8 protein-coding genes are annotated in these 14300 nt (G+C 66.7%); all 8 read right to left on the minus strand.

The genetic code is table 11. The features are described from left to right. Positions 1–399: 399 nt before the first annotated feature. The gene (locus B4K74_RS04535) at positions 400–3597 is read right to left on the minus strand and encodes a discoidin domain-containing protein (RefSeq protein WP_286691932.1); all 3198 of its coding nucleotides are present in this window, start codon (positions 3595–3597) and stop codon (positions 400–402) included. 16 nt (positions 3598–3613) lie between these two features. Further along, positions 3614–4435: a carbohydrate ABC transporter permease gene (locus B4K74_RS04540; protein ID WP_286691933.1), complete on the minus strand. Its 822-nt coding sequence runs from the start codon at positions 4433–4435 to the stop codon at positions 3614–3616. After that, complete coding sequence (locus B4K74_RS04545; protein ID WP_286691934.1) at positions 4432–5385, minus strand: carbohydrate ABC transporter permease; 954 nt, start codon at positions 5383–5385, stop codon at positions 4432–4434. The genes B4K74_RS04540 and B4K74_RS04545 overlap by 4 nt, the downstream gene beginning before the upstream one ends. Beyond that, positions 5382–6659 (minus strand): sugar ABC transporter substrate-binding protein, encoded by a 1278-nt coding sequence (locus B4K74_RS04550; protein WP_286691935.1) that lies wholly within the window; start codon positions 6657–6659, stop codon positions 5382–5384. The genes B4K74_RS04545 and B4K74_RS04550 overlap by 4 nt, the downstream gene beginning before the upstream one ends. Beyond that, a complete protein-coding gene (locus tag B4K74_RS04555; protein ID WP_286691936.1) occupies positions 6656–8092 on the minus strand; it encodes a glucoamylase family protein in 1437 nt (478 codons plus the stop codon). Before B4K74_RS04555 ends, B4K74_RS04550 begins: the two co-directional genes overlap by 4 nt. Before the next feature lie 96 nt (positions 8093–8188). After that, a complete protein-coding gene (locus B4K74_RS04560) occupies positions 8189–11230 on the minus strand; it encodes a TonB-dependent receptor (RefSeq protein ID WP_286691937.1) in 3042 nt (1013 codons plus the stop codon). Position 11231: 1 nt separating this feature from the next. Beyond that, a complete protein-coding gene (locus B4K74_RS04565) occupies positions 11232–12320 on the minus strand; it encodes a LacI family DNA-binding transcriptional regulator (RefSeq protein ID WP_286691938.1) in 1089 nt (362 codons plus the stop codon). A gap of 389 nt (positions 12321–12709) precedes the next feature. Then, positions 12710–14206 (minus strand): carboxylesterase/lipase family protein, encoded by a 1497-nt coding sequence (locus B4K74_RS04570; RefSeq protein WP_286691939.1) that lies wholly within the window; start codon positions 14204–14206, stop codon positions 12710–12712. Between the last annotated feature and the right edge of the window lie 94 nt (positions 14207–14300).

The following is a 14300-nucleotide window of genomic DNA, read 5'->3' on the forward strand; positions in this document are numbered from 1 at the left end:
TTTGATCGGCGGTGTCCCAACACCCCCGCTCCATCCGCTCCCGCCGCTCACAAGGTCGCAGGCCTTACGGGCCCTCCGTGCGACGGGACGGGGGGATGTTGGCACGCGGCCGGACCTGGTCGGGAAGAACGGTGCGGGAAACGGTGGGGACGTTGAAAGGGGTGGGCTTTCGGGCGGCGGCTATCCTATTTGCTGGTCTCAGCCAGACACAATGACCCTTCTCCCGGTGGGACCCGAAGGGCCGCGCGAAGCCTGAGAAGGTGTCGCGCGAGCGCCGGATGAGGGTCAGCGGCCTCAGTCGGCGCAAGCCGTGGCAGGACCGGTGCGACGGCTCACGCCGAAGGATGCGGTTAGCCCCTCACCCCCAACCCCCTCTCCCGCCGGGAGAGGGGAAACGTTTTAGCGCAGCTCCACGCGGCGGGTGCCGCGGGGCAGGACCAGCTCGCCGCCGGACCACTCCACGAGGCGACCGTCGATGCGGGCGGTGCGGACGTCGCTGCCCGGAGGCCAGGCGAGGACGAAGCCGCCGGGCGGCGTGGCGGTGGTGGCTAGGTCGAGCACATAGCCGCGACCGTCCTGGCGCAGGTGCCAGCTGACGGGGCCGTAGGCGGTGCGCAGATTGGCGATGCCGACCCCCTCCTCCGTCTCGATCCAGTCCAGCGGGATGCCGGCGGCCAGCACCAGGGCGTGGTCGCGGTCGCGCTCATGCACGAACAGATCCAGCGCCGAGCGGATATAGTCAGAGCTGATCCAGGCGTGGGGCATGTCGCCGATGAAGCGAGGCTCGCGCTCGTGACGGCCGACGACCTCGGCCCAGCCGTTCCAGGCCTGCGGCCGCAGGTCGCCGAAGAAGTAGTCGAGGGCGGCGATGGCCCGGTCGCGCTGGCCGAGGCGCACGAAGGCGCCGACCGCGCGCAGTTCGTAGGGGGTGTAGTCGAGCCAGTCGGGGCGGGGATCCCAGTCCTCGGCCATCAGGGGAGTCCAGTCGCCGGTGCGGCGCGCCTCGAAATTCAGCCAGTAGAGGTCGAAGGTCCGGCGCAGCAGGTCCTGCGGCAGGACGTCGATCAGGCCGCCGGGCGACAGGCCAATGGTGGTCGAGGTGGCGTCGAAATCACCCCTGTCAGCCGCGCCCGCGATCCAGTCGATGTCGTGGAAGGCGGCGGTGGCGATGATGGCGGCCGAGATGTCGGCGCTGAACTGGTCACGTCCGGCGGCGAAGCGGGCCTCGGCCGCGTCCTCGCCCAGCACATCGGCGATGAAGACGGCGTCGCGATAGCCGACCAGACCCCAGAAATCGTCCCAGTAGGAATAGGCCGGTTTGTCGGAATAGCCCTCGTGGCTGATGGTCGGGGGCAGCAGGCCGTAGAGGTGGCGGGTGTCGGGGGTCTGGAACTCGGCCGTGCGAGTCTCGGCGCGGAGTTCATCCATATAGGCGATCGCGCCCTCGACCTGGGGCCAGACGTCGCGCAGCAGGGCGCGGTCGCCGGTGTAGCGATAGACTTCGGCAGCGAGGAAGACGAACTCGCCGTGGCTGTCGTTCTCGGGGACGGGGTCGGCGCCGCGGGCATCGACGCAGCACGGCACCTTGCCGTTGTCGAACACATAGGGGGCGAACCAGCGGAGATAGTCGGCCGAGATGTCGGCGTGACCGAGGCGATTCAGCCCTTCGGCGATCATGGCGCCGTCGCGGATCCAGGACCGGTTGTAGGAGCGGGTACCGGGCTGGAGGATCGGCCCCTGACGCGACATCAGGATGTGGGCCAGCGAGGACTTCAGCACATCCTCAACCTGCTGGGCCTGGGGCGGCAGGATCAGGTCGACGCGGTCGATCTTCGCGCGCCAGTCGGCGGCGACGCGGTTCTCGACGGCATCCAGCGCGGCCTCGACCGAGCCGGTGACCGGCAGCGGATCGGGGACACCGGCCATGGGCAGCATCCAGCCGAACTGGCGGGTTTCGCCGGGCTGGAGGGTGACTTCATAGAACAGCGCTCCGGCCATCAGGCCGTCGTCGGATTCCACCAGGCGCTCATCCACCGGCTGGCGGCGGTCGGGTTGGGTCAGCAGGCTATGGGGATCGGCGCCGGACGCAAAGATGGATGCCGCAACCGCATCGGGCATCACCAGCGGACGCACGCGGGTGTCGTCGTTCAGCACCAGCTCGCCGCCGGTCCAGTCGATCTGGAGGATGGGGCCGACGCCGCCGGGGACGGCAAGGAACTGCCGGGGGCCGTTGACCTGATAGGGGCGTGCCATCAGGGCCAGAGTGACGGTACGCGCTCGGTCCGAGGTGTTGGTCAGATGATAGCGACCGAACAGTCGCGAGCTCTCGGGCGTGCCGTCGGCGAAGGCCTCGATCTTGAGCGTCAGGCCGTCGGCCTGCCACTCGACCCAGGGCATGGGCAGGTCGTCGTCGCGCAGCCCCTGGGTGATGTTGACGTCGGCCCAGGTGGTCAGGCGGCCGTCTTCCAGAATGAAGGGTTCGATGGAAGGGCCGCCGCGGCGCAGCTCGATGGCGCCGTCCTCGCCCATCAGGCCGCTTTCGCCGCCGCCATCGACGCCAACGAGGGTCCAGTAAGGCTGTTCGCCGTGGAAGCCACGCGGATACTGGCCACGGCGCGAGTCCGAGGCGATGGCGGTCACAAAGGCGGTCTGCGAGGCGCCGAACGCCAGCGGCCGGATCTCGATTTCCGAGAGGCCATAGGTCGGCTCGCCGTCCATCAGGTCGAACTGAAGATAGCGCCCCGAGGCTTCGGGTGTGCGCAGCCAGTCGGTGCCGCCATCGCCGTATTCCACGCGGGCGATTTCGGTCCATTCAAGACCGTCATTGGAGGTTGAAACGCTATAGCGATCAGCCTCCCCGCCGTCTTCCCAGTGCAGGACCAGGCCGCCGAACTCGCGCTCATAGCCGAGGTCGAGGGTCAGTCCCTGGGACACACCGTATTCGCTGCGCCAGACGGTCGAGGGATCGCCATCGACGGCATTGGAGACGGGAAAGGCCGCCAGTTCGGAGGTCGTGGTGGCCAGCGGGCGCGGCGGCACCGATGGCTCGGGCGGCAGTTCGCGCAGGGTCAGCTGGTCGATCTCGATATGGCCGGACCCGCCCTCGGCCGCGACCACGACGAACTCCATCCGCGCGGCCTCACGCAGGAAGGGGTCCTCGCCCGGGCCCCAGGCCTTGGACACCTGACGGCGCTTGATGGTGAACAGGGTCCAGTCGTCGGGGAAGTCATAGCGGGTGATCTGGCGCCACCAGACGTTCTCGTTCTCTGCGTCGGTGAATTTGACCTCGAAGGTGTTGAGCGGACCGACGCCGCGCACCCAGAAGCTGATCTCGTAGTTGTCGGGCAGGGTGAGGTCGATCTCACGCGCGGCAAAGGCATAGCCCGCGCGGCCGTTAAAATCGAAGTCGAGGCGCAGCGCCTGCCCTTCCCGCCCCGGAACGGTGCGGATAGTTGACGTCACATCCGTCGAGGCGTCGGCTTCCCAGGCGCCGGTGGTCTCGAAGGCGTCGAGCACGCGGGTGTCCTGGGCGAGCCCGGGCATGGCAGCCAGAAGACAGGCCGTGATCGCCAGAAGGCCGTTTCGGATCATGGACATACGGAGCACTCCTTACTCAGCCTTTGACGCTGCCCGCCAGCATTCCCCGGATGTAGTAGCGCTGCAACGCGAGGAAGAGGATCAGCACGGGGGCGACGGTGATGACCGAACCGGCCATCATCATTTCAATGTCCTGCACGTGCTCGCGCGACATGGCGGCCAGCGCGACCGGCAGGGTGTAGTTTGACTGGTCTGTCAGGATGATCAATGGCCAGAGGAAGTCGTTCCAGCTGCCGAGGAAGACGAACAGGCCCAGCGTGACGATGATCGGCTGCATGGTCGGCAGCACCACGCGGCGGAAGATCTGGCCCTCGCTGGCGCCGTCGACGCGGGCGGCCTCCAGCATCTCGTCGGGGATCGACAGGGCGTACTGGCGCACGAGGAACAGGCCGAAGATGGAGGCCAGCCAGGGCACCAGCGCCCCGGCATAGGTGTTCACCAGCCCCATCCCCTTGAGCATCAGGAACAGCGGCAGGGTGCCGATCTGGGCCGGGATGACCAAGGCCCCGATCAACAGTTGAAACAGCCGGTCCCGCCCCGCGAACTTCAGCTTGGCAAAGGCGTAGCCGGCCGGGACCGTGAAGCCGAGCGCCAGAAGGGTGGCCATGGTGGCCAGCGCAAAGCTGTTCCACAGATACTGGCCCATGCCTTGGGTGACGAACAAGGTGCGGTAGTGCTCAAGCGTCCAGCTGTCGGGCAGCAGCGGCGGCGGGAAGGTCGCGGCCTCACCCGTCTGCATGAAGCTGACCGAGACCATCCAGGCCAGCGGGAAAAGGACCATCAGGGCGATGAAGCCCACGGCGAGGTTCAGCGCGATGACGCGAGGTTTGAGCTTCATGACGTCGCCCCCAGACGCTTCGACACCCACAGCTGAACGAGGGTAATGGCGAAGATGCACAGGAACAGGATGAAGGCGACGGCCGAGGCAGAGCCGAGGTTCCACCATTTGAAGCCCTCCTCGTACATGAAGTAGAGGACGGTCACGGTCGACTGGGCGGGGCCCCCTTGCGTCATCACATAGGGCTCGGCGAACAGCTGGAAGAAGGCGGCGACCGAGATGATGCTGACCAGCAGCAGGGTCGGCGCGATGGCCGGCAGGGTCACGTGGCGGAACTGTTTCCAGGGGCCGGCGCCGTCGATGCGGGCGGCCTCGTACAGCTCGTCCGGGACGGTCTGAAGCACAGCCAGGAAGATCAGCATATTGTAGCCGAAGGTCTTCCACACCACGAACATCAGGATGGCGGGGATGGAGGTCGAGGGCTGGCCCAGCCAGTCGACCGCCGGCAGGCCGACCGAGGTCAGGCCCCAGTTGATGATGCCGTAGCGGGTGTGCAGCAGATAGTTCCAGAGCACCGCCGTGGCGACCAGCGTCGTCACATAGGGGGCAAAGAACATGACCCGCCAGATGGGCCGCCACAGCACCATGCGGGCGTTCAGAATGACGGCCGCGGCCAGAGACACGGCCAGCGTCAGGGGTACGCCCAGCACGCTGAACCAGACGGTGTTCTTCATCGCCCCCCAGAACAGGGCATTGCCCAGCAGGTTCTGGTAGTTGTCGAGGCCGACGAAGCGCAGGTTGTTGAGGTCGGCCAGCGCATAGATGTCGAAATCGGTCAGGCTGAGCAGCAGGGCCGAGACCATCGGAATGACGAAGAACAGGCCGATGGCGATCAGGGACGGGCCGACAAAGCCCCAGGCGGCGCGGGTGCGCTTGCGGTGGTCCGAGCGCCGGGGGGGACGGGTCGCCTCGCGCGTGGCGGCGGGGGCCGTGACGGTCTGCATGGTCATGAGGCCCCTCCCCGCTCCAGCATCCAGCGGCGTTTTTCAAGCAGGCGGTCGGCGCGGCGATCGATCTCGGCGGCGGCGGTCTCGGGCGTGTATTCGCCGCGCACCATACGTTCGGCGACGATCTGCATTTCGGTGACGATCCGCTCCCACTCCGGAGCCTTGGGCACGGCCTCGGCGCGGGCCAGCTGGGCCTTGAACGGCTGGATCATGGGATCGGAGGCCAAGGCGGGCGCCTCCCATGCGCTTTGGCGGGCCGGGAGGCTGCCGGTGATCTGGTTGAAGCGGACCTGGGTCTCGGGCTCGAGCAGATAGCGGACCCAGGCCCAGGCGGCCTCGGGGTGGCGGGTGGAGCGGAACACGGCCAGCGAGGAGCCGCCGGGCGCCGAGGCCCCAGGGCCGGTCGGACCGGGAATGCCGGCGGTGGCCCATTGGGTCTCGGGCGGCAGGCGACGGCGGAAGTCGCCGATCGACCAGGGGCCGGAGAAGTAGAAACTGAAATAGCCACGCTGGAACTCGGTCCAGACGTTCGAGATCTGGGTGGCGGAGACCAGCGGGGCCAGCCCTTCGTCGAACAGGCTCTTGTAGAAGGCCAGCGCCGCGATGAAGCCGGGGCTGGAGAAGTTGCCGCGCGTCGCCTGATCGGCCAGCAGGGGCTCGTCCGCCTGAAGCCCGAAGGTCAGAAGCTGCTCGAATTCATTGACGGGCAGCAGGATTGCGAAATTTCCATCGCCCGCCACGCGCTTGATGGCGTGCATGGAGGCCTTCCACTCGGCCCAGGTCGTGGGGACGGTGTCATAGCCGGCGCGGGACAGGATGTCGGTGCGGCAGAACAGCAGGCGGGTGTCGACATACCAGGGCGTGGCGACGGCCTGACCGTCCACGCGGTTGGTTTCAAGCACGGCCGGGAACTGGTCGGTCAGCAGGTCGGACGCAAAGGCGGGCGTGGCCGACAGGGCGCCGATGGCGGCCATCTCCGACACCCAGGTGTTGCCGATCTGGCTGATGTCCGGAAGGGAGTCGCCGGCATAGGCGGTCAGCAGCTTCTGGTGGGCGGCCGTCCAGGGCACGGCCTGGACCTCGACCGCGATGCCGGGATTGCGGCGCTCGAACTCGGGCACCAGCTGCGGCACGGCGGTGCCCTCGGCGCCCATGGCCCAGAAGGTCAAGGGCGTGCGCCCATCGCTACGTCCCCCACAGCCCGCTGTCGCAAGTGCAGCCGTCGATCCGGCCAGCCAGCCCAGTGCCGTCCTGCGGTCGGGCCGGATCAGTGTCATGCGCGGTCCAGCCAGCCGCCCTCGAACCCGGCGCGCTGAAGGCCCCGGATCAGATTGGGCTCACCGTGCATGTGGTTCCAGACCAGGTTGGTGCGGTGGTTCTCGATCATGACGACGATGGGGCCCTGGTCGATCCCCAGATAGTCACCGTTCACCCAGCCGATGTCCGGCACGATCTGGCCGTGGCGGAGCGGTCCGTCGCGTTCCTTGAGCGTCGGGTTAAAGGAGTCGAGGAAGCCCCATTGCGTGTACAGGGCCTCGCCGTAGCGGGCCCTCATGGCCTTGAGGCAGGTCGTCACCGCGTCGGGGGCAAAGGGCATGGAGGCCATGGCGGCGGTGGGTGCGATGGTGCCATCGTCGCGCTCGCCCGGGCCGCGCGCCGAATAGCTGAAGAACTCGCGCTCGCGGCCGTCGATCGTCTGGATGAAGTCACCCGGGCCGTCGCAGGCGGTCAGGCCCCAGACGTCGTCGTCATAGCCGACCCAGCCCATGGGGTTGGTGCGGGCGTAGAACTGCTGCGCTTCGGCTGCGCGGACGCTGTTCTCGAAATAGTCGAAGTCGCCGATCTCGGCCGATTTCTCGCGCATCCAGGCGTCGCGGATGCCGCGGAAGTCGATGAACATATGGCTGTACTGGTGGCCGAACATCGGCGCGAAATGCAGGTGAGGCGAGCCGTATGCGTCGGTCCAGCTGTCGCCGTAAGCGGAGCACCATTCGGTCCAGACGTCGGGTGACACCGGATGGGTCTCGCTGCCCATCGCCATCAGCAGGACGATCATGCCCTCGTTATAGACGTGCCAGTCATAGGGGATGTGGCCCGTCTCGGGGTGCCAGCCCATGGAGATAAGGTTGGGGCGGGCGACGGCCCAGTCCCACTCGACCCGGTCGTAGATAGCCTGGGCCTTTTCACGGATTTCGGTCTCGCCGGCGTCGTCGCCGTCGAAATAGCGGGCCGCGAACAGCATGCCGCCCAGCAGCAGGGCGGTGTCGACCGTCGACAGCTCGGTCGTGCCGAAGCGGTGGCCGGTGTCCATGTCGAGGAAGTGGTAGAAGAAGCCCTTGTAGCCGGTCACGCCGGTCGCCTCGGGCCCCTGGGGCGCATCGTGGAAGAAGCGGATGGTGGTCAGGGTGATGTCGCGGGCCTCCTCGCGCGTCATCCAGCCGCGTTCGACGCCGACCGGCCAGCAGGCCAGGGCAAACCCGACGGCGGCGACCGACGAGAAGGACGGGGTGGGCCAGCGATCCGGCGTCAGGCCGGTGCGCGGGTCGGTGACATGGCGGAACCAGTCAAAGGTGCGCTTTTGCAGTTCCTCGACATCGGCATCGAGGGTGACCGGAGCCCCAGGGGCGTCGCTCTGACCACGTCCGCAGGCAGCAAGCCCCACAAGACCCGCACCCGCCACCGAAGCCAGAAGAAACCGTCTGCGATCCATGATCACACCTTACGCGACTGTCGGGCCAAACCCGAAAACACAAAAAAGAGGGGCCGCCCCCCACGCACGGTGAGAGGCGGCCCCAGGCTCAGGAGATCAGAACTTGTAGCGAGCGCCGATCTGGAACGTCCGCGTCGGGAACAGAACCGACGACGGCTGTCCGAAGTTCGGGTTCGGGTTCGTTGCCGAACCGGTTCCGCCATCGAAGCCGTTGTAGTTGTCGAAGTTGAAGACGTTGATCGCGTCCAGATAGACCGACAGTTCCGAACCGTTCGGCAGGCCGATGTCCTTGGTCAGGCGCAGGTCCAGATTCCGGTACGCAAAGGCGTTCGGAATGATGAAGCTGTACTTCTCAGGCTCGCCGCCATACGGGCGGAAATAGAAGCGCGAACCGGTGCCGTCGAACACGTTGAACGGCGTGCCCGATCCCAGCGTCAGTATACCCGACAGCTGGAAGTCCCACGGCAGATCGACGATGCCGTTGGCGACGATGCGGTGCTCTTCATCATTGGCCGAAGGCCGGGTCGGCGAGGTCTCGACGCTGAAGCAGTCGAAGCAGAAGGCATCGTTGCCACCGTTCTGGGTCGATTCCGACCAGGTGTAGGCCACGTTCATGCCCCAGCCGGATTCCCGCGTGTAGGGCTTGTCCAGCTTGACGTAGAGGGCGGTGAACTCGCGCTCCTTGTTGTGGTCCGAGACCAGGTAGGTCCGGTACGGGTTCGAGCCGCTCGGCGAGCAGAAGCCACCGTTGTCGCCGAAGCCACCACCGTCGTTGCCGAACGTAGGTTCGCGGCAGCGGTTCAGATACTGCCAGGTGAACTCGTTTTCGGTCTTGCCATAGGCCAGGGTGAACTCGGTCTGCCAGTCGCCGAAGCGTTGACGGACACCCAGGTTGAACTGATCGGTGCGCGGCGGTTCCCACTCGTTCTGGAGCAGGAAGGCCTCACCCCGCCCGGCGATGGTGGCGAAGACCGGATCCAGACCGGCGGCCGTACGATAGGACTCCTGCCACAGGATCGGGTCACCGGCCGAGCCGGACGCCACGCCCAGCGGCCCGCCCGTGGTGCTGAAGAAGACGTTCTGGCGGATGTCGTTCGGCTTGACGATCTCGTCGTACGAGAAGTTGAAGTTGATCCGGTCGTAGTAGCGACCGGCCCCACCGAAGATTACCGTCGCGCGGTCTCCGAACACATCATACGAGAAGCCGATCCGGGGCTGGAAGGCGCCCATGAACGGGTCGCGGTTGTCACCGGTCGAGATGTAGTCGTCGCGATTGAACCAGCTGGGGGCATAGCCGGCGGGCTTGCCGCCGTCCGTGGAAGCGATCCACTGGTCCAGACCCGCGATGACGCTGGCGGGGGTGACATAGTCCTTGTTGCCGGCGTTCGATTCATAGTCCCAGCGGAGGCCGAGGTTGATCTCGAGCTGATCGGTGATCCGCCAGTCGTCCTGAACGTACAGGCCGATGACCGTGTTATCGAGGTCGACGTTCGGGAAAGACCGGCCCAGTTCGACGCGGTACGGAACCGTGGTCGAGCCGCTCAGTTCCGGACGGCCGTCCACGTCGTAGTAGAACTGCGGGTTGCGACCAAACTGCTTCAGGACCTCATAATTCTGCATCGATATCTTGCCGCCGATCTTGACGGTGTGGAAGCCGTTCATTTCCAGCTGGTCGAATGTCAGATCGTTGCGGATGGTGAAGGCGCGGTCGTGGATGTCCTGGGCACTGTCACGGCCGCCCAGGTTGAGGATCGTGGCCCCGCCGAAATAGTCGGGCTGGAATCCCGGCATACCCGGATTGGTGTCGTTTTCGAACAGGCGATAGCTTTCGCCGGCGTCGCTGAAGTTCAGGGCGCCGGGGGCGTAGTTGTAGTCCCGGTAGTCGACGGCGAGTTCATTCAGGAAGCCATTACCCTGCCACTGCCAGCGCAGGTTGCTGGTCAGGGTCTGCTGGCTGAGGTTGGTTGCCCGCTCATAGGCATTGGCCCCGCCGAAATCGCGGATGTCGAACTCGTCGCGATAGGTGACCGACCAGTCGACGAGGTGACCTTCGCGCGGCTGCCAGCTGAGCTTGCCGAAGAAGAGGTCTTCCTCGAACGGCGCCGCGAAGGTGCCGATGTATTGGCCGAACTGGGTCTGGAAGCGCGGATCCTGACGGCCCAGGTTGACCACGGCCGCGCGGTTTTCTTCCTTGCGCTCATAGGTGCCGAAGAAGTGGAGACGATCGCGAATGATCGGGCCCCCGAAGGCAACGCCCCACTGCTCGACGCTGAGATCGGCCTTTTCATCCCCGCGACGTTGCGCGAAGACGTCCTGCTCGATCATGCTCTGGTCGCGGTAGGACCCGAAGATCTCGCCCTCGAACTCATTGGTGCCCGAGCGGGTCACGGCCGTGATGATAGCCGAGGAGGCCTGCTCATACTCGGCCTTGAAGTTCTGGCTGATGACCCGGAACTCCTGGATGCCGGCCTGGGGGAACGGGTTCCCGCGGCTGTCGTCCTGACCGATGATGCCACCGGCGATGACGTTCGACTTGAGGCTGGCGCCGTCGATGAAGGCGTTGACCGATTCCGCGCGTTGGCCACCAGCGGTGATGGTCTGTTCCTGCTCATTCACCGAGACCCGGACACCGGGGGCCAGGGCGGCGAAGTTCAGGAAGTTGCGGTTGATCTGCGGCAGGGTCTCGATCTGCTGGGTCGTGACGTTGGTCGCGATTTCCGGGGTCCGGACCTCGGGCAGACGGCGGCCGACGACCACGATGTCATCGACGCTCGTGCCGCCGGGGACGCCCGCGACGACCGTGCCGCTGACGTCCAGGTCCAGGTCACCGACCTGGCCGACGCCGATGGTGACGACGTCGCTGGCGGTTTCACCCTCGGCGGTCGTGACGGTGATCTCATAGGTGCCGGGGCGCAGGCCCGACAGGACGTAGCCGCCGTTGGCATTGGCGGTGGTCCGCGAGGTGAACCCCGAGGCCACGTCGCGGGCCACGACCGTGGCGCCGGCTTCGCCGACACCGCTGTCGGTCACTTCACCCCGGACGGTGGACGTCGCCACTTGGGCCGTGGCCATTCCAGCCATGCCCAGCGACACGGCCATGGCGAGGGCGGAGGCCGCCCCCAGATATCGAATGTTCATTTTAGCCATCCTGGTTTTCCCCCTGAGCGGAAGCTGTCACGCCCGACGGCCGCCCGTCCGCCGCGCGTGTGGTTGAGACCGACGCCCGGGTGGACGTTCGGATCACGAGTTCAGGCCGAACGACCTCGCAGGCGGAGGACGACTGGGTCGCCTCACGTCCGGCCTGCGCGGCCTCGATCTGACCGACCAGACGCTGCAGGGCGCGGCGTCCGGTTTCGGCAATACGAATTCTGAGGGTGGTCAGGCCGGGCCTGACGAGGGCGGCGATCGGCACATCGTCGAAGCCGACCACGGCCACATCCTCGGGGCAGCGAACGCCGGCCTCCTGGAAGGCCAGAAGGGCCCCGATGGCCATCATGTCATTGCCGCAGAACACACCGTCGAAGCGGCGCGGGGCCGCCATCAGCGCTTGGGCAGAGGCATGGCCGGAGCCCTGGTTGAAGTCGCCCTCGACCACATGCGGCTCAAGCCCTGCTTCGGCCATGGCCTCGAGATAGCCGGCCAGGCGGGCCTCGGCCTCAAGGTTTCCGGCCGGACCGGCGATGTGAGCGATGTCGCGGCAGCCGCCGGCCAGCAGGTGGTTCACCGCCGCGCGCGCGCCGCCGTTGTTGTCGACCACGATCGACGGAAGGGCGCTTTCCGCGGCGCCGCCGTGCATGAGCACCACCGGCAGGCGGCCGGCCATGGCGGTGGCCAGATTGGCCGAGTCGATCTGGGGCGACAGGACGAACAGGCCGTCCACGCGTCCGCGCATCGAGCGGATCGCGGCGGCGGCGCCGTCTGCGTCGTCATGGGAGCTGGAGACGATCAGGTGATAACCGTGCTCGCGCGCGGCCAGATCCATGCCCCGGATCAGTTCCGAGAAGAACTCGCCGTACAGGTCGGGCAGGATGATGCCGAGTGTATTGGTCTTGCTGGTCGACAGGCTGCGGGCGCCGCTGTGGGGCACATACTGCAGGGCCTCGGCCGACTCGAGAATTCGCTTGCGGGTTTCCTCGGTGACGGTGTCCGAGCCGTTCAGGGCGCGCGAAACAGAGGCCACCGAAACCTGGGCATGACGCGCCACATCGCGAATTGTAGCCGGTTTCATTTTCCGGCCTCGCAGACTGGCGAAGGACATCGATGAAAGGTCACGTGTGCAGGCTCCCTGGACAATCCAGCCGTGCCGACCCCTTGGCGAGGTTCGTCGGTCAAATCGTGTAATCGGTTACATGACACACGAGTCATGAGCCGCGCAAGTGCCCCGATTTGGGCACAGGGCCACGGGGCCGTGGGGCCACACCTCCCTGCCCCTGCTCTCACACACGGCGATGTTCGGCACCGAATAACGTCGTTAACGCTGTATATCCTGATATTTTTCGTATGCCGATCCGCTGTCGGGGGCCGGGCCGTAGCCGCCTCGAACGGCCGACGTGCTGGCACTGGCGCGCCACAGTTCAGTCCAAAATGTCACGGGAGCGCGGCCCGATGGGCGGCTCTCTATCCCCCGGGACGCACCCGAGCATAGAAGGATTCGATCAGATCCAGGCGCTCCGCATGGGGCATCGGCCGGGCGACCGGCCCGTCATTGGTGAACTCCAGCAGCCGGTCCGGCGCCGCCCGGACATCGGGCCATATAGCCGCTGTCGGGGCGTTCGGATCACCGGCCCGTGCGAAGCGGGTCCAGTAGCCGGCCATGGCATCGGCGGCGTCCTGATCGCGCTGGCCCAGAGGCCGACCGACGGTGTCGAGCGTATCAAAGACATACGGGCGCTCGGAAGCGTGGGTCGCGCCGCCGCTGGGCTCGGGGTTGGACTCCGGCACGACATCGAAACGGTAGAGGAAGGTCGGATACCCGGCCGCCGCGTGCAGGCGCGTCAGATGGCGGGCGGGCTCGTTGAAGATCAGGTCGCTGACGATATGGGCGTCATAGCTGTCGGGACCGCCATAGGCCGCCAGCAGGGCGTCGTGCTCGACCTCGGTCAGAGCGTCGTCGGTGCGGCCGTAGGCACCCGCGTCAACAGGACGGATCCACCAGAACTCGGCGCTGTTGGTGCCAAGGATCAGGGGCACGGGAGCCTGACGCCCGGCGGCAAAGGCCTCGACCACATCCTCGGGCAGGATGATGCCGTCGACGATCAGATTGTCCGAATAGAAGGCCGGCATGGGGCTGAGCAGGACTTCCGCAGGTACGGCGCGGAGCTGTGCCGCATCGGCATCGGCGGGCAGGCCGGCGCTGCGGGCAAAGGCCACACCCAGCGATTGGGCCGAGGGCCTGCCCGGGCGGTCCAGCGCCAGTTCGGCGGATCGCTGACGGCCCAGGCCGGACTGGACGATGGCCTTGTGGAACAGGCCGCGTGCCGAGGGGGCGACCATCAGCTGGGTGACGGCCACGCCGCCTGCGGACTCGCCGAAGATCGTCACATTCCCGGGGTCGCCGCCGAGGGCCGCGATATTGCCACGCACCCATTCCAGCGCCGCGATCTGGTCCATGACGCCATAGTTGCCGGCGGGCTCATCCGCTGGACGATCCGCAGCTAGCGCCGGATGATCGAAGAAGCCCAGACGGCCGAGGCGGTAGTTGATCGTCACCACGACGACCTCACGCCGGGCCAGCGCACTGCCGTCATAGAGGGCCGCCGTACCCGAGCCGTTGTTGTAGCCGCCACCGTGGATCCAGACCATGATCGGCAGAGGCCCATCCCGCTCGACCGGGGCCCAGACATTGAGCGTCAGGCAGTCCTCACTCATCGGCAGGGGGCCCACGCCGGGATCGCCGTTGGCGGGCGGCTGGATGCAGAGGGCGCCATAGTCCGTGGCGTCCCGTACGCCGTCCCAGTCCGGGGCCGGAGCCGGGGGACGCCAGCGCCGCTCGCCCACCGGCGGCGCAGCATAGGGCAGGCCCTTGAAGGCCACGACATCGCCCGAAACGACGCCCTGCGCGGCCCCGTTTTCAAGCCGGACGAGTTCGACGGGATCGGGCACAGGCTCAGACATGGGCGCAAGGACCATCATCAGGGAAAGCAGACCGGAGAGTATCATCGGGCGACCCTAGACGTCGGCTCCGACAATCCCAAGTCAATCACTTGAC

It is taken from the genome of Brevundimonas sp. UBA2503 (genome assembly GCF_002341485.1).
In the GTDB taxonomy this organism is placed as follows: Bacteria; Pseudomonadota; Alphaproteobacteria; order Caulobacterales; family Caulobacteraceae; genus Brevundimonas; species Brevundimonas halotolerans.

Bases quoted from the DNA above. Each gene is read 5' to 3' on its own strand.
- B4K74_RS04535 (WP_286691932.1), bottom strand. From the start codon at position 3,597: ATGTCCATGATCCGAAACGGCCTTCTGGCGATCACGGCCTGTCTTCTG.
- B4K74_RS04540 (WP_286691933.1), bottom strand. From the start codon at position 4,435: ATGAAGCTCAAACCTCGCGTCATCGCGCTGAACCTCGCCGTGGGCTTC.
- B4K74_RS04545 (WP_286691934.1), bottom strand. From the start codon at position 5,385: ATGACCATGCAGACCGTCACGGCCCCCGCCGCCACGCGCGAGGCGACC.
- B4K74_RS04550 (WP_286691935.1), bottom strand. From the start codon at position 6,659: ATGACACTGATCCGGCCCGACCGCAGGACGGCACTGGGCTGGCTGGCC.
- B4K74_RS04555 (WP_286691936.1), bottom strand. From the start codon at position 8,092: ATGGATCGCAGACGGTTTCTTCTGGCTTCGGTGGCGGGTGCGGGTCTT.
- B4K74_RS04560 (WP_286691937.1), bottom strand. From the start codon at position 11,230: ATGAACATTCGATATCTGGGGGCGGCCTCCGCCCTCGCCATGGCCGTG.
- B4K74_RS04565 (WP_286691938.1), bottom strand. From the start codon at position 12,320: ATGAAACCGGCTACAATTCGCGATGTGGCGCGTCATGCCCAGGTTTCG.
- B4K74_RS04570 (WP_286691939.1), bottom strand. From the start codon at position 14,206: ATGTCTGAGCCTGTGCCCGATCCCGTCGAACTCGTCCGGCTTGAAAAC.